Below are 22,550 nucleotides of genomic sequence, written 5' to 3' on the forward strand. Positions count from 1 at the left end.
AATTAACGCCCAACGGGGAGCAATGTAAAGCGAAACGCCTTGTCGCCATAAACCACACGATAGGCTTCCAAAGCCTCGGCTTTGGCACTCCACGAATCTACTCCTCCTACACCAGCCATCTCACTGTTGATATAAAGATTGGTGAAAAGAGACTTTGGTACTTGTTGCACATGCCTTTGTTCCTTGGCAACACCATCGTCCAAATCTTCTACCGTATAATGCAATGCCGATGCAGAGAAAGGCTTGTCCGAGCGCACTAATAGTCCCATACCTCTTTTGTTGGTTTGCTTCCACCAACGTATGTCGCTCTTGGTACCTGTTTCTTGCGGTCGGATATATGGATAGAACTGTTCGTCTGCCGTTTGATGATAGATGCCGAAGCGTTGAGAGAACTTACGGTCAGCGTAATTCTCAATAGGACCTCGCCCAAAAAACTCACTTTGTTCCATGTCGTAAGGCAGCTGCATCACCATGCCAAAGCGCAACATGTTGGGAACATTCGCTCCTTGTGTTGTCTGTAACTTTTGTTCTATTCGCATCTCACCAGAAGGATAGATAGCATAATCTACTATCAACTGCGCCTTTACCTCGGGCATATCGTAAGTAGAGGTTACTACCTGAATTTTCTTGTCCTTACTTTTAAGTTGTTTCACCTTCATGCCGGTTAACTTCAAAGTGGGGTTACGCCACACCTGATACTTGGTGCTAAGCCCTGCACCCATATCGTTATCCGTCACTGCTCTCCAGAAACAAGGTTTTAATGTCCCCCCTTCACCCAAGTAAGAATTACCATTCACCATGTATTGGGCAAGTAAACCGGTTTGCTTATCAAACGCCACCGTTACTTGATGACTGGCAAATGTCAATTGTGCATCTTTCTTTTTGCTTATTTTCTTCAATTTCCCATACCACACAAGTGGTTCCATCTCGGGAAGTGACGTCGTACTTTTTTCTACATAATAATCTTTTACAGGAAACTGTTGGTAAGCTACTCGCTGCCCTTTCTGCATGAGAGGTTCCGGCTGCTTCAATACAAAATCAACATTGAACTGCACATCCTCATTTTCAGGCAGGCTGGTGATTTGTGCCAAATGACATGGAAGCACCACCTCGACACTTTGCTGTGGTTGCACTTGTAACTCGTTAACGGTTCCCGATTGCACCGCCTTGCCATTGGCAAGCACTGTCCACACTAACGCATAATTACTCAAGTCTCGGAAAAAATATTCGTTCTTAACCTTTATTTTCCCTTGCATCAAGTCAATTGGTTGTACCCAAATGTTCTGATACTCATAACCCAATTCGTACATATGGGGGTTGGGTACACGGTCTGGACTGATAAGTCCGTTGCAGTTAAAGTTGTTATCGCTGGGGGCGTAATCGTTATAATCGCCACCGTATGCATAGATTCCACGCTTTTTATCACGCAAAGCTTGGTCGACGAAGTCCCACACAAAACCTCCTTGGAATTTAGGATATTTGCGTACCAAGTCCCAATATTCTTTCAAACCTCCGCCCGAATTGCCCATGGCATGATTGTATTCGCATTGGATGAGCGGCTTTTGATCAGCGGGTGCAGTAGACTTTGCATACTCTTCACAAGCCTGTTGAGAACGATACATGGGGCAATACACTTCGGTGTTGGCACCCTTTTCTGCACGTTCCCAATGAATGGGACGCGATTTATCCACACTCTTAATCCAGTTGAACGCTGCCGTGAAGTTAGGTCCATCAACGGTTTCGTTTCCCATAGACCACATAATGATGCTCGGATGGTTGTAGTACATCTCCACGTTATGCTGATTGCGTTCCAATATCTGCTTAGCAAACATGGGTTGTTTTGCTGGAGAATCGTCTCCATACAGGAAGCCATGACTCTCTTGGTTGGCTTCTGCCACCACATAAAGTCCATACTCATCACACAAATCATACCACTGCGGGTCGTCTGGATAGTGGCAAGTACGCACTGCATTGATATTGAATTGCTTCATGATTTGTATGTCCTGTATCATGCGTTCTCGACTCACAACATACCCACCGTCAGGATCCATCTCATGTCGATTGACTCCTTTTATATAGATGGCCTGTCCATTAACGAGCAACTGGCTGTTTTTTATCTCTACTTTCTTGAAACCTATGCGCTGCGGTATCACCTCAACAACCTTGTTACCTTTCTTTACTGTTGTCAGTAGGGTAAAGAGGTAGGGCGTCTCCGCTGTCCACTTCTTAACGTTTTGAATGTTGAATTGCACATTTCCATGTTGCAATCCTTTGAAGTTGACCGTTTGTTTGGACACCGAAACACCATTGGCATCGAGCAAATCAAAGTCTACTGTGGGATTTCCCTTCACGTCTAAGTCAATAGATAGCACGCCATCTTTATAACCATTCTGAAGGTCTGTGTTGACTTTCAAGTTACTTACTTGCACGTCTTTATTGCGCGCATACAGGAAACAATCACGCCCCACGCCACTTAATCGCCAAAAATCTTGATCTTCGCAATATGACCCATCACACCAACGAAACACTTGGAAGGCTATTAAGTTACGTCCTTTTTTCAAGAAAGGTGTAATGTCAAACTCGGCAGCCACCTTTGAATCTTCTGCATAGCCAACATACTTGCCATTGACATACAAGTAGATGTTGGAGGTAACGCTTCCGAAATGGGCAATTACCTGTCGTCCCATCCAATTGTCGGGAATATTGATAATGCGGCGATAGCTACCCACATGGTTGTCTTTAATAGGAACCAAAGGTGGATTGTTCTTGAAATGTCCACGCCAAGCAAAGCCCACATTCACATATACGGGGTCACCATATCCGTTCAACTCCCATAAGCCTGGCACGGGCATGCTTTTCCATGAGGAGTCATCATAATTACTTAAGTAAAAGTCACTGAGTCGGTTATCGGGAGTTTCTGCATAATGAAATTTCCAAGTGCCATTGAGGGAAAGGTAGTTCTCCGATGCCTTGCGGTCACCAGACAATGCCTTTTCCACCGATTCATACGCAAAATAATTTGTGTGCAACTTGAACCTGTTTACTTCATTATCTTGCAAGTCTCGCCATTCTGTATCGGTGGTTATTCTCTGTTCTTCGATTGGAAAACCTTGACTGCTTGCTGGGAATCCCAAAAACGACAGACATCCAGCTATTAAAAGTATTTTTTTCATGTGAGTAGTGGTTAGGTATAAATTCTACAAACTATCCTAAGAGGTTAGCATTACTGCCACAAAGATAACGATTTTTTCGCTGATTCAATAGCCTTATTGATTAAAAAAAGGAAGAGACGACAAGGGACACTTGTACAATTCCTCAAAAAAAGCTACATTTGCACATCACTAAATTCTAAAAAGATGGACACCGTACGCCAAAAACAATATCCTGATTTGATGGTTGGTAAGACCATTATGTATGTGCATGGCTTTATGTCATCCGCTCAATCGGGAACGGTCAGCATTCTTAAAGATTTGCTCCCCGAAGCGAATATCATTGCAGAAGATTTGCCTATACACCCAGCCGAAGCTATTGAATTATTGAAAAAGCTGTGCCAAGAGCATCAACCCAATCTCATCATTGGCTCTTCCATGGGCGGCATGTACACAGAGATGCTGAAAGGTTACGACCGTATCGTGGTGAATCCTGCTTTTCAAATGGGCGAAACCATGCGTGACCACAACATGATGGGCAAACAAACATTTTTGAATCCACGTAAAGACGGAGTTCAAGAAGTAATCGTAACGAAATCTTTAGTCAATGAGTATAAAGAGATAACCCAACAATGTTTTCAGGCTATCACGGACGAAGAAAGGGAAAGAGTGTATGGGTTATTTGGCGATAAAGACCCACTGGTGCATACTTTTGACATGTTCTATGAACACTACCTCAACGCGATACGCTTTCACGGAGCGCATCAATTAACCAACAAGGTGGCATTTCATTATCTCATTCCCGTCATTCGATGGATTGACGACAAGCAAGAAAAGCATGAAAGACCCATTATTTACATTGATTACGAAACCCTGCATGACAGCTTCGGCAAAGCCACATCGAGCATGCACAAGGCTTATGAGATGCTCATAGAGCAGTACCAAGTGTTGATTACTGCTCCTGCACCCACGAATGAGCATACGAGTTTGACTGATGTTCAAACATGGGTAGAGGAATACCTATCTACACCAGCATACAACAAAGTAATCTTTACCAACCAAAAGCATTTGCTCTTGGGCGATTATCTCATTACGCCAACCTTAGAAAAAGATTTCATGGGTACTTGTTTGGTGTATGGTAGCGATGAATTCAAGACGTGGGAAGAACTCATTACCTATTTTAATAGGTTGGGCGGACAATAAGCCTTTCTTGCCAAAAGCGTAGAAAGGCTGCCGTAGTTTCTTTACTACGGCATTCCTAAAGGGCATCAATATTCGGTTTTGTCCAACTTCTCTGCCCAACTGTCAAAAGCCTTTCGAGCCTCATCGGGTAATAAAACTTGCATTTGTTTGTGTCGCTCAGCAGGACTCAAGGCTATCTCTTGATAAATAAAGTCGTCATCAAAACCTATACGGGCGGCATCTTTCCGATTATTGGCGTAAAAGATACGGTCCAAATGTGCCCAGTAAATAGCACCCAAACACATGGGACAAGGTTCACACGACGTGTAAATATCACATCCCGTCAAGTCGAATGTCCCCAATTTTTGCGTTGCTTTCCTAATCGCATTCACCTCCGCATGAGCCGTAGGGTCATGGTCTATCGTTACTGTGTTCGAGGCTTCTGCGATTATGTTGTCCCCTTTTGCGATGACAGCACCAAAGGGTCCCCCACCCGATAACACACTCTCTTCAGACAAGGCTATCGCCCTGCGCATAATATCTTTTTGATTCATCATTGTTATATTGTAAGGATTGCAGCCATCCTGCACACAAATATAACCAAAAATGAAAGAATAATGCCAAGATGAAGTTGATATTTTTGGTTATCTTTGCACTCCATGCGGACGATGAACGCAAACGAAACACTATTTAACTTGCACACCATGGAGGTGAACTTTTGATGTATGAACCAGACAGATACCTATATCACAGCTAAAGAGCTTTATCAGCAAGTGGGGAAAATCATTGAAACAAATGAACACTCTCCTGCACTTGTCAATAAAATGATGCATGAAACCTTGGTCTTAACGTGTGCTGCAGGTTTACGAAACAGTACTTACAGCTTTGGCGACCTACGTGCAAGGGTAGACCGTCTCTGCTCTCAATGCCAAATATCAGCCCAAGATACCCATGCCATTCATAGGATGCGGCGTCATTCGAACAGCAGTTCACGGTTATTGCCCGAGGATGTTTTGTACGATCTTCGTTCCCTTTGTGTATTTATCTCTGCAGTGTTTCGTGAAGCCATCCCTTTCTTTTTAGTGGAAAAATTACCCGCTCGTGGGCAGGAGTTACAGAAAGGATTGCGACTGGACAAACGCTACATCCGTTGCATTGTGAGACACTGGGACGACCAATATATATGGGTACTGCCAGATGGTGATACGGACGAACAGCTCCTCCAAGTGGAATACGCCAGCAAACAACAGTTTGCAGATATGTCGTATCTCCAAGAAATCCTGCGAACTGGCATGCAACTCAACCTTTTGGATTGCCAGATAGAAGAGCATCTCATTACACCTCGTCTGATTGTTGTAGAACCCGATTGCCTCATTGACATTAGTTCTCTTGCTGCTTGCTTTACAGATTATGGTCATCACCCAGCCGTTTACACGCTAAATCGCATGAGGGAGAAGCCAAATACGCAACATACCATTTTAGGAAACTTTGCAGGGTGCGCATTAGACAATATGGTTTTTGCACAGCCAGACCGTCCCTTTAGTTTGGCGGAGACTTTGAAAGAGAACTATCAAGAAAAGGCTTTGGAGTACTGCACCTGCACCACACTCAACCCAACTCTGTTCAAGACCGATGCTGCCAAGCAAGCGCAGAATATGCAACAAATTGTCACAGAACTCTTCAAGACTTATCAGCGCAACCATGCCATATTAGAACCGTCATTTGTTTGCGAGACCTTAGGCATTCAGGGACGTGTAGACTTGATGACAACAGACTTCCGATTGTTAGTAGAACAGAAGTCGGGAAAGAATATGAACTTAGAGTACAACCGCCGCAACTCACATGGCACACAGCACGTTGAGTCGCATTATGTTCAAGCGTTACTATATGCTGGGGTACTCAAATACAATTTTCAACTGCCCAACAGTGCAACCCAGATTTTTTTGTTGTATTCTAAATATCCGCTCCCTGCTGGCTTGCTTTCTGTTACCAGATTGGACATGTTGCTGCAAGAGACCATCAAGCTCCGCAATCTTATCGTGGCTACCGACATGAACGGTGCTATCGGCGGCTTTGGCAACATACTGAACCTGTTGAATGCACAAACGCTGAACACCGCAAAAAACGACACTTTCTTCTACAATCGTTACCTGTTGCCTCAGATAAAAACCATAACGCAACCACTACAGGAGATGTCTTCACTTGAAAAAGCGTATTTCTGTAGAATGATGACATTTGTTTTGAAAGAACAACTCATTTCAAAAGCAGGGTCTGCCGATGGCAATGGGCGCAGCAATGCCGACTTGTGGAGTATGCCTCTGAGTGAAAAAAGAGAAATGGGGAACATCTACACTGGGCTACACATCACCAAGAAAACACGGACAGGACAACGAGGTTTCGATGAAATCACACTCGCCGTACCCGACCAAGGTGCAGAATTCCTGCCCAACTTTAGACGTGGAGACATGGTATATCTCTATGGTTATCATCCCGATGCCGTACCCGATGTACGTCGAAGCATCTTATTTAAGGGATTTATGAAAGACATTAAAACCCATGAAATCGTGATCCACCTTGCCGATGCACAACAAAATGAAGATATCCTCTTTGTTCATCGTGATGAAGTCACACATACTCGTCGTATGCCTTTGGTGTATGCTGTGGAACATAGTGCCTCCGATGCCAGTGGTAGTTCAGCTTTTCATGCCTTGCACACGCTGATGACAACACAAAAAGATAGGCGTGATTTGCTGCTTGGTCAACGCAAACCACAGGCTGACAAAACAAGAACGCTGACGAAAAGCTATCACCCTGATTATGACGATGTGTTGCTTCAGGCGAAACAGGCATGCGACTATTTCTTATTAGTTGGACCTCCCGGCACGGGTAAGACATCCATGGCACTGCGTTATGTGGTGGAAGAAGAGTTAGCTAATTCAGATACTAACTTGCTCCTAATGGCGTACACGAATCGAGCTGTTGATGAAATTTGCAGTATGTTGACAAGTGCTGACCTTGATTATTTGCGTTTGGGCAATGAATTTAGCTGCGAGCCACGCTTCACATTTCATCTTTTGGGACAAGCCATTAAACACCATACAAAGCTCACCGACCTGCAAAGACGACTTGAAAAAACACGCATCATTGTCAGCACCACCTCAATGATGATGCACAAACCCTTCATCTTTGCATTGAAACATTTTAGTTTAGCCATCATTGATGAAGCCAGTCAGATACTCGAACCCAACCTCATCGGCATTTTGGCGCATCATTGTTCTACTGCAAACGCCACAACATCGAACGAAGAGAACAAACCCAGCATCGACAAATTTGTTCTCATTGGCGATTATAAACAATTACCTGCCGTTGTTCAACAAAGTGAAGAGGAATCAAAGGTGGACGTCCCTGAACTACTTTCCATCGGACTTTCCAACTGTCGCAACTCGCTCTTTGAACGTCTCATACATTGGGAAGAGCAACAAGGACGAACCGACTTCACGGGTATATTGCACAAACAGGGAAGAATGCATCCTGAACTATCGGCTTTTCCCAACCGCATGTTTTACTTCAAAGAGCAGCTACAACCCGTACCGCTTCCTCACCAATTGGCGGTTGATATTGGTTACTTGGGAGAGCCGAAGGACGAGACAGACCAACAATTGGTACAGCATCGGCTGCTCTACTATGCCTCTAAAAAGAGCGAAGCCATGGGGAAATCGGACAAAGTGAATATCGACGAAGCGCAGAAAGTGGCAGATTTGCTGAACCGTATCTATACTTTGACACAAAAAAACTTTGATCCTTTACGCACTGTGGGCGTTATTGTGCCGTATCGTAACCAGATTGCAATGATTAGACAGGAGATAGAGAAGACTGGCAACACAGCACTCAAAGACGTGTGCATCGACACCGTAGAGCGGTATCAAGGCAGTCAACGAGACATCATCATCTATTCGTTCACTGTCCAGCACCGATATCAATTGGATTTCCTCACGTCCAATAGTTTTTATGAGGACGACAAACTGATTGACAGAAAGTTGAATGTAGCGATAACGCGCGCACGTAAACAGCTTATCATTTTAGGCAACAAGTCCATTTTATCTGCCAATCCTTTGTTCAAAGCACTGATAGAGCAAATTCCTCATCATTTGCGTTAATAAATTTGTAATAATATTTTTTTACCATAAAAAACAAGGGATAATGCTTGCCCATCGTATATTTAAGCCTATATTTGCCAGCGAACATTTACAAAGGAAATGTAAATTATTATTCTAATATAATTAGGTAAAGTTTTTAATTGTAAAAAAGATTGAAGATGAAAAAAATGATTTTAATGGCAGTAGTACTGCTATCGTCTGTAGGTGCATTTGCACAACATGAAGTAGGTTCACTTTCTTTGAAGCCTCAAGTAGGTGTAACGGGTGCTACCATGACCGAGTTTGACAACACCAAGATGAAGGTTGGATTTGTTGCAGGTGCAGAATTAGAGTATCAAATCACTGACATTGTAAGCCTTTCTGCAGGTGCCATGTATGCACAGGAAGGTGTAAAGTTCAAGGACGGCTTTAAATTAGACTTCTTTGGCAAAGAATTTAAGAAGGAAGATACTAAGCTGGATTTAGGCTACATCAATGTTCCTGTAATGGCTAACGTATATGTTGTTCCAGGATTGGCTGTAAAATTAGGTGTTCAACCTGCATTCTTAGTTGGCAAGAACGACTATAACAACAAGACGTTTGACTTCTCTATCCCTGTAGGTCTTTCATACGAGTTTGCCAATGTCTTCATTGACGGACGTTACAACTGGGGAGTTACCAAAGCATGGGAAAACGGAAAACCAAAAAATAGTGTATTCCAAGTAACATTGGGTTACAAGTTCGGTTTGTAAGTCGAACTCCTTTCAGAAAAAGGAAAACTTATCAAGCAACCAGAAATGGTTGCTTTTTTTGTTGTCTCGCTTTCATCAACAGTACTCGAGGTGTTTTGCCAGCATATATAAGAGAGCGATGTACAGGAAAAAAGTCACAGCAACAGCAAGTCGTAAAACTGTGAATTATCTTGACAAATCGCGTTTTTTATTTTTTTGATTTTAGAAAGAAAACCAATCCGAAAGTGCATCTTTCCAACCAATTTTTGTCATGTTTTTGGGTTAAAACAACGCTTTAGCACGCTTAAAAGCACTCTTTTGGGTGGATATCTACATGGAGTTGTTGCCTTGAAGTAATGACTTAACCACCCTATCTCAATGCTTTAAGCAACGTAAAGAGCACATTGTTTTAACAAACTCTTGTGTATCAACACTTTATATTTTTAGCGTATTTGAGACCAACTAACTGTTTGATTCCAAATATTCAAATTTTAGTGCCTTAAAATATGAAATATTTTAACAAACAAGAGAGATTACTTTACGATGCCAACGATAGTACACAAATGGGCTTTCTATCAGTATCGTCAATAACGTATGGGCATAAAAAAAGGACTCCGCTGAGTCCCAATCTTTGTTAACCTTAAATCTAATACTATGAAAAACACGATGCAAAGATAGAGGATTGCTACAATATTATCAACTGTTTACGCAAACAAATATCAAAAAGTGCTGTTTTCTTGATATAAATCAATCATTATGGCTTTTTTTTATTGCATTTCAAAGCTGTTTCGATGTATAATAATTAATGTGAAAATACTTGTTTATTGAAAAAGAATCGCTACCTTTGCAAAAAGAAATAAATATAAAAGATTTGAGGAAAGAGAATTCCGACACATAAGTTGATTGTCGGAATTCTTTGTTTTATATTCCTCACGGAAAACAATTAATAACAAAAATACTTATAACGTTATGGCTTACATGTCGCAAGAAGGCTACGACAATCTTGTAGCCGAGTTTAATAGGCTCGAGTCTATCGAGCGCCCAAAGGCATCAGCTGCCATTGCAGAGGCGCGTGATAAGGGAGACTTAAGTGAGAATTCTGAATACGATGCTGCTAAAGAAGCACAGGCTCACCTTGAAGATAAGATTAACAAAATGAAGCTGACCATTGCAGAAGCAAAGATAGTGGACGTCTCTCGGCTGAGTGCTAACATGGTTCAGATTCTGTCAAAGGTAGAGATGACCAATCTAAAAACCAAAGCTAAAATGACTTACACCATTGTAAGTGAAAGCGAAGCGGATTTGAAAGCAGGGAAAATCTCTATCAAGACTCCTATTGCACAAGGATTATTAAACAAGAAGGTGGGTGATGAAGTTGAAATCAAGATTCCAGCTGGCACGATTCATCTACGTATTGACAACATCTCTATTGAATAAATTTGATAACTTATGGATATATTTTCAAAAATTGCTGCTGGTGAAATTCCAAGCTATAAATGTGCAGAAGATGCTCAATTTTATGCCTTTTTAGACATCAATCCCTTGAAAGAAGGGCATACATTAGTCATTCCACGTCGTGAAGTTGATTATATTTTTGACATGGAAGATGAGGAGTTAGCTGCTTTCCAAGTGTTTGCGAAAAAGGTAGCTAAGGCTATTAAGAGTGCTTATCCATGCAAGAAAGTGGCTCAAGTCGTTTTAGGTTTGGAGGTGCCGCATGCGCATATCCACCTCATCCCTATGGATAATGAGGGCGATGTAGATTTCCATAAAAAGGGAATTATCTTTTCTGAAGAAGAATTCACTGCTATTGCGGAACGTATCCACAGTGAATTTATGAAATTGTAAAAACATCAAGAGACCATAAGGAAATTCCTTTCAGCATCTTATCTACAACAAAAGACAATATGAAAATTGCAGTTTTCTGTTCCGCCAACGACCACATTGATCCTGTTTACTTTGAAAGAACGAAAGAGTTAGGCAACTGGATGGCTGAAGAACACCACGACTTGGTGTTTGGCGGATGCAACTTAGGACTCATGGATTGTATTGCCAAGGCAGTACACCAAAGAGGTGGCAGAACAATTGGGGTCATTCCGTCCATCATTGAAAAGAATGGAAAGGTATCAGATGCCGTAGACATAGAAATTCCCTGCGTCAACTTAAGTGACAGAAAAGAGCTGATGCTTGCACAAAGTGACATTTCGATAGCACTTCCTGGCGGTGTTGGCACCCTTGACGAGATATTTTCTATCGTTTCAGCACATTCTATTGGCTACCACCATCACGTTGTTATCTTATACAATATCAATGGGTTTTGGGATTCGCTCATTGCCCTACTGGATGATATGACACGAAGGGGAATGATTAGAGGCGACTATCACCGACAAATAAAGATAGCAAACTCCCTTGATGAAATAGCACATTTCATCAACGAGAACGCATAAAGAAACACATATCCACAAAGATTTTCTTTCTCTTTCCTATCATCGGCAGACAGAACCGACACCTTCTGTCTGCCGATGAAAGATTTATTCAAACGACTTTAATGAGTCTATCATCTGATTGATAGCACTACTAAACGCAATCGGATTCTTGATGTATTCAAAGTAGTTGGTTGCTTCTCCCGTGGTTACTATTACTGTTCCATAGTCAAAGATGCGTCCCAAGACACTCTGCCTTATCTGTACACCTTCGCATTTGCGCAACAAGAGTTCAAGCGAGTCACGCTGCACCAACCCCTTTTTGGCAATAATTCTACGGTTAGTGAGGACATATTGACGACCTCCGTACATCTTTATGCACTTCAAAACACTGATCAGAATTAGGATAAGACTTGCTGACAACTGAATTTTGAAGAGTGTTCCGTCGGTAGGAAACACCATGATAACGATTCCGAAAACAGCCCAAGACAATGCTCCCCAATAAAGAGAAGAGTGCAACTGCGGAATGTAAACAACCTGTTCACCTTCCATTAAATGTTTATCTATATACTTCATGTTATCTCACTGAAATTACTGCCGCTTCATTATCATGAGCTGACTGTCGGTGTGGTAAACATTCACCTACTCGAAAGTTATTTTCATCCCCCACTGTTGACGGCAAGTAGCCCTACTTCTATTGATGAACAACTATTTTACAATCGTGAAATCGAGTTGTCGCTTCTCAAGGTTAGCCTGTGCAACCTTAATCCGAATGGCATCTCCCAACTGATATTTATGATGATGTCTACGTCCTACTAATAGATAATTCTTTTCATCAAAATCATAATAGTCATCATCCAAGTCGCGTATAGGCACTAACCCTTCGCAGTGATTTTCATCAATTTCACAATAGATACCATAATTCTGAATGCCACTGATGTGTGCATCATACACTTCACCAAGATGCTCTCCCATAAATTCTACCATTTTATATTTGATAGAATCACGCTCTGCATTGGCAGCAATTTGTTCCATCTCCGAACTATGCTCACACAGTTCTTCGTAATATTCCTTGTTGGCACTCCGTCCACCTTGCGCATATCGGGTTAGCAACCGATGCACCATCATGTCAGGATAACGACGAATAGGAGATGTAAAATGGGTGTAATAAGGGAATGCCAACCCAAAGTGTCCTATGTTATGAATGGTGTATTTTGCCTTCATCATCGCCCTTAATGCCACCGTCTGTACCAATTTCTGCTCGTCTTTTCCCTCTACAGCGTCCATAAGTTTATTGAGACTGCGTGCCATCTCGCCCTTTGTACCTTCTGTTTTCACCTTATAGCCGAATTTAACAACAAAGTCTTTTAGGTTTTCAAGCTTCTGTGGGTCTGGCACATCATGCACACGATAAGGCAATGTCTTTGATTTCTTGTCTTTCTTTACCTTTCCCACGCTCTCTGCCACCGTGCGATTTGCTAGCAACATAAACTCCTCAATCAGCTTGTTGGCATCTTTCGAGCGCTTAAAATAACATCTGATGGGCTTTCCTGTCTCGTCTATATCGAAGTGAAGTTCTTCACTATCAAACTTCACTGCGTCATTCTTAAATCTTGCCTCACGCAACTTCTTTGCCAATTTATCGAGCATAATAAGTTCTTCGGCATTTTCTCCTACATATTTACCATTGCGTGGTTGGGGAGCAGGTTGCCCTGTTCCATCCTTAACTCCATTCTCTTCAAGAAGTTGTTGCACCTCTTCGTAGGCATAGCGACGATTGCTTTTTATGACAGTATGCACTATCCGAGTGTTTGCTACCACACCTTGCTCATCCATATTCACGATGACACTATAACAAAGTTTCTCCTCATCAGGTCGAAGCGAACAGATATAGTTACACAATCGTTCTGGGAGCATGGGAATAGTACGGTCGACTAAATAGACCGAAGTGGCACGCTTTTGAGCTTCCTTGTCAATGATAGAGCCTTCTTTCACATAGTGTGTGACGTCTGCGATATGGATGCCGACCTCCCACATGCCTCTACTCAACTTCCGAATAGACAGTGCGTCATCAAAATCCTTGGCATCTTTGGGGTCTATGGTACAGGTAAAGACGTCTCGGAAGTCCTCCCGAGTTTGCAATTCTGCTTGAGATATATCGCCTGAAATCTTATCAGCAGCCTGCTCTACAGCTTTAGGATACTTATAAGGCAAGCCATATTGGGCTAAAATAGTATTCATCTCAGCATCGTTGTCGCCTGTATCACCCAAGATATCCACGACTTGTCCCACAATGTTCTTATGCTCTGGATCGGGCCATTTGGTTACTTTGACTACCACTTTCTCATTATTTTTTCCTCCTTTGAGCTTACTTTTCGGTATCAAAATGTCGTGTACAAACAAATTTTCTTGTGTAACAAGATAAGCAATATCTTTCTCTACACGCAATTTCCCAACGAACTGATCGCGTGCTCGTGATAATATTTCAATGACTTGTGCTTCTCTGATGTGCTTTTCCCGACGTGCTAAAAGCGAGACTTTCACACGATCACCGTTCAAAGCAGACATAGAATTACGTTCTGGAACAAAGATGGGCTTATCACTTTCGTCTGGGATAAACGAATTCTTACCATTCCCCTTACGGCAAAATACACCTTCCAAAATCTGCCCCATCTCGTTGAGACGATAAGAGTTGTCAGATACTTTAGTCAAAAAGTCATCCCACGCCATCTCTTCCATGATGTCAATAGCCAACATTTTCAAAGGATGTGTGTCTAATCTCAACGAGCGAAAGATGTCCTTCAAACCAAAGGTTTGCCCGGGTTGTGTAGAGAAGAAGCCTTCCAGTTTTTCACTTAACTGTTTCTTTGACATTCGTTTCCCACCTTTTTTTCCTTTTCCCATAACGTTTTGTGTTTTATAATGATAATTGCAAATTAACAAAAAAGAATTGATAACGCACCGTTTTGTATCGAATATTTTGCATTAAATTTGAGTTTCGAAGATATTTCTGTAACTTTGCACCTTAATTATATTTATTGATGAATATTCTTATTACGGGTGCAAGTGGTTTTGTTGGCAGCTTTATTGTCAGCGAAGCCTTACAACGAGGTATGGAGGTATGGGCGGCTGTGAGGCCTTCTTCTTCACGTGAATACCTCCAAGATAAGCGCATCCATTTTATTACACTCGACCTATCATCTACCGAAACATTGGTCAAACAACTCAAAGATTATACATTTGACTATGTGGTTCATGCCGCAGGAATTACGAAGAGCGTGCATGCAGAAGATTTTTTCAAGGTAAACACCGAAGGGACAAAACACCTTGTTGATGCCCTACTCCAACTTCGCATGCCCATGAAACGGTTCATCTACCTCAGTTCATTAGGCGTATTTGGTACCATCAAGGACACGATACCTTATCATGAAATCAACGAAGACGATGTTCCAAAACCCAATACTCATTACGGCAAAAGCAAATTAGCAGCCGAACAGTATCTTGATCGCATTGGTAACGATTTCCCATACGTCATTCTACGTCCTACAGGCATCTATGGTCCACGCGAAAAAGATTATTATCTGGTCGCCAAAAGCATCAAAAATCACATAGATTTTTCAGTAGGTTTTCAACGCCAAGACCTCACTTTCGTTTACGTTCTCGATGTAGTTCAAGCGGTTTTTTTAGCCTTGGACCGAGGTATGAATGGTCGTAAATACTTCATTACAGATGGGAAAGTGTACCAATCTAATGCGTTCAACGACCTTATCAGAAAGGAATTGGGCAATCCATGGTGTCTACATCTACATACACCAATATGGTTATTGCGCCTCATCGCCAATCTTTGTGAATACTTGGGAAAATATACAGGCAAGGCAACGACGCTGAACAAAGACAAATATAACATCATACGCCAACGCAACTGGCGCTGTAACATAGAACCAACCATGGACGAATTGGGGTATCACCCACATTATACACTGTCCGATGGCGTGCCTCAAACGATTAAATGGTATCGGGAAAATCAATGGTTATAGCCCCCTTTTCCTGCTTATCTTAAAGAACTGAATCAAAATGAACTATTTCATTTCTGACTTTTTCACACGAGAAAAGAAACCCGTACGCGGACTGTTACCCATAGAGTGGGCTATGTTTCTTTACATGGGATTCACGTTTCTCATGATTTTGTTGACTTATACCAAGTTGGTGAACCCACAGTCAATGCTCATAGGGCGTGTCCAAATTGCCATTATTACCATGGCTTTATGGGGAGTCTACCGCTTGTTGCCCTGTCGGTTCATCAAGGTGATACGCTCCTTCGTACAAATGGGGTTGTTAGTGTGGTGGTATCCCGACACCTACGAGCTTAACAGAGTACTCCCAAACCTTGATCATCTCTTCGCCACTTGGGAGCAACAACTCTTCGGAATGCAACCTGCACTGGCTTTTGTACATCACTTCTCCTCGCCCATCATCAGCGAATTGATGGATATGGGGTATGCTTCGTACTACCCCTTGGTAGCAGCTGTGCCTCTTTTCTACTTGTTTTTTCACCGAAAAGAGTTCCAACGAAGTGCCTTTGTCCTCACTGCCGCATTCTTTCTCTTTTATGCCATTTATGTATTGCTGCCCGTTGTGGGTCCTACCTTTTATTTCAAAGCCATCGGACTCGAACAAGCAGCAAAAGGAGTCTTCCCTCCTATGTACGATTATTTCAACTTTCATCAAGACTGTTTGCCCAGTCCTGGATACCACGAAGGCTTCTTTTATCATCTTGTAGAGGATGCCAAAGCCGCTGGCGAGCGTCCCACAGCCGCCTTTCCCAGCTCTCACGTAGGCATTTCTACCATCTGCCTCCTGCTCATAGGTCATACCAAAAATAGGATGTTGCTCTACATCATGCTTCCTTTTTACCTCTTTTTGTGCATGGCGACCGTGTACATTCAGGCACATTATGCCATTGATGCCTTTGCTGGTCTCATCACAGGAGTGCTTTTTTACTATTTTTTAATGTATATCAGTAGGAACATGAAGGGGTAGCTCTACATGCACTTTTGTCCTAAAAAATGACTGAAATTTAACACTTCTACACTCCTCATTCTACACAAAAAAATGGGTTATTTGATGTAAAATAAGGAGTCATTTTTCCTGTTTTTATGAACAAAATCTGCTAAAACATGCATTTAATGGCGCTATCTCGTGTTTATAACACTGCTGAAAGCACCATCTAACGGTGTTATCTCCATGAGTTAATGAGCTTAAAGCATTGCTTTAGGTGACACGAAAAACAGAAAAAAAAACTAACTTTCTGATTATCAAGCAAGAATAAACTTCTCCAATACTCGCATATTCAGCGCCACTTCCCCACTTGCTGACAAATACGCGAATTATGGAGAGGCACTTGTAAAGATAATTCAGCATGAATTTGCTTAAAAATAGAAGCTGATAAGTACCAAATACTGAACACAACCATATCAAAATTATTTTGTACCTTTGTACCCTAATGACAAAGACAATGAAAAAACTTTTTATAGAGACGTATGGATGCCAAATGAATGTGGCTGACAGTGAGGTAGTAGCATCGGTCATGCAAATGGCTGGCTACGAACTTTGCGAACAAGAAGAAGAGGCTGACGCTATCTTCTTAAATACATGTAGTGTCCGCGAGAACGCTGAGAACAAAATATACAACCGCTTAGATGCCTTGCATGCAGAACGCAAGAAAGGTAGAAATCTTATTTTAGGTGTGTTAGGCTGTATGGCAGAGCGTGTGAAAGACGACTTGTTGAACAATCATCATACTGACTTGGTGTGCGGTCCTGACTCGTATCTGAACTTGCCCGACATGATGGCGCAAGCCGAGACAGGCAACAAGGCTATTGATATAGAACTTTCAAAAACAGAGACCTACAAGGATGTAGTGCCTCAACGCCTGATGATAGGCAAAGTGAGTGGCTTTGTGAGCATTATGCGTGGTTGCAATAACTTTTGTCATTATTGCATCGTTCCTTACACGCGCGGCAGAGAACGGTCGAGAGATGTCGAGAGCATCCTGCGCGAGGTGCGTGATTTGCGCGACAAGCATTACAAGGAAATCACACTCTTAGGACAAAACGTGAACTCATATTGCTTCACTGTTCCCGAACGACAGTTGGACAATGGAGAGACTATCGCTGCCCACACCATTGACTTTCCACAACTGTTGCGCCGTGTCGCCCATGAAGTACCCGATATTCGTATCCGTTTTACCTCATCGCATCCCAAGGATATGAGCGACGACACTTTGCGCGTCATCGCCGAAGAGCCCAATGTATGCAAGCATATCCACTTACCAGTACAAAGTGGCAGCGACAAAATTCTAAAGCTGATGAACCGCAAATACACAGTGGAATGGTATATGGATCGCATTCGTGCCATACAACGTATCATTCCCGATTGCGGCATTTCTACCGATATATTTGTAGGTTATCATGGTGAGACAGAAGAAGACCACCAACTATCGCTCCAATTGATGCGCACCGTGGGTTACGACTCCGCCTTCATGTTCAAGTATTCTGAACGACCAGGCACCTACGCCTCGAAACATTTGCCCGACAATGTACCCGAGGAGGAGAAGATTCGACGCCTCAATGAGATGATACATCTACAAACCGAACTGAGTGCCATCTCTAATAAAAAGGATGAAGGCAAAGAGTTTGAGGTGTTAGTAGAGGGATTTAGCAAGCGTAGCAGAGAGCAACTCTGTGGCAGAACAGAGCAAAACAAGATGGTGGTGTTTGACAAAGGCAAGCATCACATTGGTGAAACGGTACGTGTGCGCATCATGAGAAGTACCTCGGCAACCCTGTTTGGAGAAGAAGTTACGAAGTAGTGGGCGACGCATTGAGCGGTGAATAAGCAAGTCACCAAATGCTATCGGCACAGCAAGTAAGACCTTTAACAGTGTTCTATCTTACTCGCTGTGCCGATAAACTATACAAGAAATACGGGATTATCTATTCAATTTCCACGTTACACCATCCTTCGTATCTTTCACTTCGAAGCCATTAGCAGCCAAGGCATCACGTATTTGGTCGCTGGTAGCCCAATCTTTAGCCTGCTTAGCCTTTGCCCTTAACTCAAGCACCATGTCTACCACCTTTCCGTATGCTGCTTCACGAGCATCGTTGTCGTTGCCTTGCTCATTTTTAAGTCCTAACAAGTCGAAAGCAAACAAGTGCATCACTTCTTTCAATTCGTCTAAATCTTTTTGATCAATGCTGCCTGTGTGGTCGAGCAAAGTGTTGATGATGTGGCACGCCTCGAACAACTTACTAATGACAACTGGTGTTTGCAAATCATCATTCATGGCATCATAGCACTGTTGGCGCAATTCGGCAACAAACTTATGTGTAGTCTCATCCGAGGTTGCCACTGCTTGCAAACGTTCCAAATCGTGTACACCATTCATCAAACGCTCTAAACCTTTTTGACTTGCTTGTAATGCCTCGTTGGAAAAATCTACCGTTCCACGGTAGTGAGCCGACAGGATGAAGAACCGAATTGTCATGGGTGAATAGGGCTGTTCCAAACTATCGTGCTCGCCGGTAAAGAACTGTTCGAGCGTGATGAAATTGCCCAAGCTCTTTCCCATCTTCTTCCCATTGATAGTAATCATGTTATTGTGCATCCAATAGCGCACCATCTGGTCGCCTTGACTGGCTACAGCTTGCGCTATCTCACATTCGTGATGTGGGAAGACAAGGTCCATTCCCCCGCCATGAATATCGAAATGATTGCCCAAATATTTACGCCCCATGGCGGTACACTCACAGTGCCAGCCGGGGAAACCATCGCTCCAAGGACTGGGCCAACGCATGATATGTTCGGGCATGGCACGCTTCCAAAGGGCAAAGTCTACTTGATTGCGCTTCTCGCCTACACCGTCCAACTCACGGCTGTTATTGATGACATCGTCCAAGTTTCGCCCAGAAAGAATGCCATAGTGATGATCTTTGTTATATTTCTCAATATCAAAATACACCGAACCGTTGCTCTCGTAAGCATAACCATTGGCAAGAATTTGTTTTACCAGTTCCTCTTGCTCTATGATGTGACCTGTGGCATGCGGCTCGATGCTTGGAGGCAGCACGTTTAGGGCTTCCATAGCAGCATGATAACGATTGGTATAATGCTGCGCTATCTCCATAGGTTCCAACTGTTCCAAGCGAGCTTTCTTCTCAATCTTGTCGTCACCTTCGTCGGCATCGTGTTCCAAATGCCCCACATCAGTAATATTACGGACGTAGCGCACCTTATACCCAAGATGCTTGAGATAACGGAAAAGGATGTCAAAAGTAATCGACGGACGGGCATGTCCCAAGTGCGGATCGCCATAAACAGTAGGGCCACACACATACATACCAACGTTGGGGGCATGCAAAGGCTCGAAGAGTTCCTTCTTACGTGTCAGGGTATTATAAACAAAAAGTTTCTGTTCCATAAGTCTATCAACATAGTTAGCTGTTGCAAAGATACAGCTTTTAGACAAAAGAACGATAGGATTTGAACATAAGAGTGAAAAGAATTCTATTTTTCTCTCAAAGAAAAACCATGAGAGAAAAAGAAGAAGTACTGCTACAGAGTGTCTTTAGCAATAATGCCGTAATGGATGAGTGCCTCTCGAACTCCATGCTCGTCTACAGAAGTAGTGATGTAATCGGCAGTCTGCTTTAATTCAGGTACGGCATTTCCCATAGCTACCCCTATTCCAGCCTTCTGAATGATAGTAATGTCGTTGCCTCCATCGCCAAAAGCCATCGTCTCATCGAGCGAAAGTCCCAAATAGTTGACCATCGCTTGCAAGCCTTGTCCCTTATCAGCAGAAAGGGAAGTGATGTCGGTAAAAGCAGGATGCCAACGCCCCGACTGACATGTGGGAAGCTTGCTCATCAGGTCTATTTCTTGCTGTTGCGTAATAAAAGGGCTTAATTGTAAAATAGGCTCTTGTAAGACTACATCCTGTGATACCGCTTTGTCTATGCCCTGAACCTTAAGAAGCTCTAAGAAAACTTGGTTGAACGTTTCATCTTGCTGAAACACACATAAATGTTTGGTTCCCACCAAGACACAGCAAAACTGCTGTTCTATAGCTTGCGCAATGACAAAGTCAACGCTCTCTCGAGGGATGGCGTGCTGGCATACATCGTGATTTCCGACAAAACAGTAAGCGCCATTGGTGGTGATGTAGCCGTCTATCAAATGTTGAATGGAACCGAGAACCGTGATTAACGACAACGGTCTGCCTGTAGAAATATACACTTGTACGCCGTTAGCCTTTGCCTCCTCTAATGCCTGTACCGTGGAGGTAGGTATTTGGTGGTTTTGAAAACTAACCAGTGTGCCATCAATATCAAAAAACAACGCTTTTATTTTATGATTCATACGCAGATTTCTTTTCCTTGGTTCAAAGTGAATGTTGCTCCTTTGCCCAAAACAGTGATGTCTATTATTGTCTTTCTACAAAGGTACGATTATTAAAAAGGGGAATAAAAAATATTTCGTTAAGATTCAATAATCAATCCCTTAAGGTGATATTTGTCAAGAAAATATGTATCTTTGCGTTTGCTACAATGCCGAAAACCGAAGAATAGACATTTCCTAAGAATATGAAACAAATTATCAGTCATCTTACAGACAACGACGCCTATACTTTTAGTTGCCAATATTATATTTTACAAAAATATCCTCGTGCAGAGGTAGAATACAACTTCTTTGACCGTAACGACACCATTTATCCAGAAGGATTTGCAGGGTTGGTGGAAGAACAACTAGGCTATATGCCGCAAGTCATGATAACGCAGGAGGAGATTTCGTTCATGAAACGTAGGATGTACTACCTTCCCGAATGGTATTTTACGTTTCTTCGTGGTTATCGATTCAATCCTCACGAAGTAACGGTAACGCAGGACGAAGCAGGACATTTGCAAATCACAGTGCGCGGCAAATGGTATTCAGCCATTATGTGGGAAATGCCTATCTTGGCTACCATATCCGAGTTGATGCACTATCTACATGGTAATTTTGAGAGATACGACTTAGAAACGGAACGAAAAAGAGCCATAGAAAAGACAAGGGAGATATTGAAAAATGGTATTGTCTTAGGGGATATGGGTACTCGGCGCAGGTTCTCATTCGACCATCACGACATGGTAGTGAAAGTAATGAAAGAGACTTACGAACAAGGGGGCTATCAAGACGAGGCTGGATATCACAAATGGACAGGGAAGTTGACAGGAACAAGCAATGTGTATTTGGCAATGAAGCACGATTTGACGCCTATCGGAACCATGAGTCATCAACTGATACAATTTGAAGAAAACATCAGTGGTGTCTTTGAATGCAACTTTAATGTCATGAAAAAATTTAGTGACGTCTACGATGGCGATAATGGTATTTATCTATACGACTGCTTTGGCGATAAAGTTTTCTTCAATAATCTATCCAAACGCATGGCTATGATGTTTACAGGACTGCGTGTAGATAGTGGTGACGAGCAAGAACAGACAGAGAAGATTATTGAGAAATACAAGAGCTTGGGTATCAATCCTAAAACCAAGCAAGTGGTGTATAGCAATGGACTCGACATCAAGAAGGCAATCAAAATACACGAATATGTCAATGGCCGCATACAAGACAGCTATGGTATGGGGACTTTCTTAACCTGCGATGTGGAGAATGCGGAACCAATGAATATTGTTGTGAAACTAACAAAGAGCCGAATTACAGAAAAACGCGAATGGCACGATTGCGTAAAACTGTCGTGCGATAAAGGTAAAACGGTAGGAAATCCTGAGAAGTGTGCCTATCTCCTCAAGCAATTAGCGTAGCCAAGAGGTCTATATAAATGGAAATGGTACGGACGGTGCTGTATCAGAAGTGCTGAACAGC

Annotated in this window: 16 protein-coding genes; 10 read left to right on the forward strand and 6 right to left on the reverse strand. The window is 42.5% G+C overall.

The window, feature by feature from the left end; all coding sequences use genetic code 11:
- Window positions 1-2 precede the first annotated feature (2 nt).
- Entirely contained in the window at window positions 3-3,173 is a 3,171-nt protein-coding gene (locus DEM91_RS01110; protein ID WP_249857556.1) for a glycoside hydrolase family 2 TIM barrel-domain containing protein, read from the reverse strand.
- A gap of 183 nt (window positions 3,174-3,356) precedes the next feature.
- Between DEM91_RS01110 and DEM91_RS01115 the strand changes: the two genes are divergently transcribed.
- Complete coding sequence (locus tag DEM91_RS01115; RefSeq protein ID WP_249857557.1) at window positions 3,357-4,352, forward strand: YqiA/YcfP family alpha/beta fold hydrolase; 996 nt, start codon at window positions 3,357-3,359, stop codon at window positions 4,350-4,352.
- Between the two features lie 65 nt (window positions 4,353-4,417).
- On the opposite strand, the gene DEM91_RS01120 is transcribed toward DEM91_RS01115, so the two are convergent.
- The gene (locus DEM91_RS01120) at window positions 4,418-4,885 is read right to left on the reverse strand and encodes a nucleoside deaminase (RefSeq protein ID WP_249857612.1); all 468 of its coding nucleotides are present in this window, start codon (window positions 4,883-4,885) and stop codon (window positions 4,418-4,420) included.
- Between the two features lie 171 nt (window positions 4,886-5,056).
- Between DEM91_RS01120 and DEM91_RS01125 the strand changes: the two genes are divergently transcribed.
- The 5 genes from DEM91_RS01125 (at window position 5,057) to DEM91_RS01145 (ending at window position 11,645) form a co-directional block, all read left to right on the forward strand.
- Window positions 5,057-8,488: a DEAD/DEAH box helicase gene (locus DEM91_RS01125; RefSeq protein ID WP_249857558.1), complete on the forward strand. Its 3,432-nt coding sequence runs from the start codon at window positions 5,057-5,059 to the stop codon at window positions 8,486-8,488.
- Between the two features lie 158 nt (window positions 8,489-8,646).
- Entirely contained in the window at window positions 8,647-9,219 is a 573-nt protein-coding gene (locus DEM91_RS01130) for a porin family protein (protein ID WP_249857559.1), read from the forward strand.
- 948 nt (window positions 9,220-10,167) lie between these two features.
- Window positions 10,168-10,635 (forward strand): transcription elongation factor GreA, encoded by a 468-nt coding sequence (gene greA / locus DEM91_RS01135; RefSeq protein WP_249857560.1) that lies wholly within the window; start codon window positions 10,168-10,170, stop codon window positions 10,633-10,635.
- Between the two features lie 12 nt (window positions 10,636-10,647).
- Window positions 10,648-11,046 carry an HIT family protein gene (locus DEM91_RS01140; RefSeq protein ID WP_102188718.1) on the forward strand — a complete coding sequence of 133 codons (399 nt, stop codon included), beginning with the start codon at window positions 10,648-10,650 and terminating at the stop codon, window positions 11,044-11,046.
- A 59-nt stretch (window positions 11,047-11,105) separates the two neighbouring features.
- Window positions 11,106-11,645 carry a TIGR00730 family Rossman fold protein gene (locus DEM91_RS01145; protein WP_249857562.1) on the forward strand — a complete coding sequence of 180 codons (540 nt, stop codon included), beginning with the start codon at window positions 11,106-11,108 and terminating at the stop codon, window positions 11,643-11,645.
- A gap of 84 nt (window positions 11,646-11,729) precedes the next feature.
- On the opposite strand, the gene DEM91_RS01150 is transcribed toward DEM91_RS01145, so the two are convergent.
- Window positions 11,730-12,197, reverse strand: coding sequence for a PH domain-containing protein (locus DEM91_RS01150; protein WP_008123916.1), 468 nt, complete (start codon window positions 12,195-12,197; stop codon window positions 11,730-11,732).
- A 132-nt stretch (window positions 12,198-12,329) separates the two neighbouring features.
- Window positions 12,330-14,525 carry a ribonuclease R gene (gene rnr, locus DEM91_RS01155; RefSeq protein ID WP_249857564.1) on the reverse strand — a complete coding sequence of 732 codons (2,196 nt, stop codon included), beginning with the start codon at window positions 14,523-14,525 and terminating at the stop codon, window positions 12,330-12,332.
- A 137-nt stretch (window positions 14,526-14,662) separates the two neighbouring features.
- Here rnr and DEM91_RS01160 point away from each other — a divergent pair, with 137 nt between their 5' ends.
- The 3 genes from DEM91_RS01160 to miaB all read left to right on the forward strand — a co-directional run bounded on the left by DEM91_RS01160 (window position 14,663) and on the right by miaB (window position 18,492).
- Window positions 14,663-15,658, forward strand: a complete 996-nt coding sequence (locus DEM91_RS01160) for an NAD-dependent epimerase/dehydratase family protein (RefSeq protein WP_249857566.1) — start codon at window positions 14,663-14,665, stop codon at window positions 15,656-15,658.
- Window positions 15,659-15,695: 37 nt separating this feature from the next.
- Window positions 15,696-16,661 carry a phosphatase PAP2 family protein gene (locus DEM91_RS01165; protein WP_249857568.1) on the forward strand — a complete coding sequence of 322 codons (966 nt, stop codon included), beginning with the start codon at window positions 15,696-15,698 and terminating at the stop codon, window positions 16,659-16,661.
- 475 nt (window positions 16,662-17,136) lie between these two features.
- Entirely contained in the window at window positions 17,137-18,492 is a 1,356-nt protein-coding gene (gene miaB / locus DEM91_RS01170; RefSeq protein WP_249857570.1) for a tRNA (N6-isopentenyl adenosine(37)-C2)-methylthiotransferase MiaB, read from the forward strand.
- A gap of 120 nt (window positions 18,493-18,612) precedes the next feature.
- On the opposite strand, the gene cysS is transcribed toward miaB, so the two are convergent.
- Both cysS and DEM91_RS01180 read right to left on the reverse strand, forming a co-directional pair.
- Window positions 18,613-20,103, reverse strand: a complete 1,491-nt coding sequence (gene cysS, locus DEM91_RS01175) for a cysteine--tRNA ligase (protein WP_249857572.1) — start codon at window positions 20,101-20,103, stop codon at window positions 18,613-18,615.
- Window positions 20,104-20,237: 134 nt separating this feature from the next.
- A complete protein-coding gene (locus DEM91_RS01180; protein ID WP_249857574.1) occupies window positions 20,238-21,044 on the reverse strand; it encodes a Cof-type HAD-IIB family hydrolase in 807 nt (268 codons plus the stop codon).
- 224 nt (window positions 21,045-21,268) lie between these two features.
- Here DEM91_RS01180 and pncB point away from each other — a divergent pair, with 224 nt between their 5' ends.
- Entirely contained in the window at window positions 21,269-22,489 is a 1,221-nt protein-coding gene (pncB, locus tag DEM91_RS01185; RefSeq protein ID WP_249857576.1) for a nicotinate phosphoribosyltransferase, read from the forward strand.
- The last annotated feature ends 61 nt before the right edge of the window (window positions 22,490-22,550 follow it).

Origin of the sequence: Prevotella sp. TCVGH (genome assembly GCF_023522295.1) — a bacterium.
Classification (GTDB): Bacteria; Bacteroidota; Bacteroidia; order Bacteroidales; family Bacteroidaceae; genus Prevotella; species Prevotella timonensis.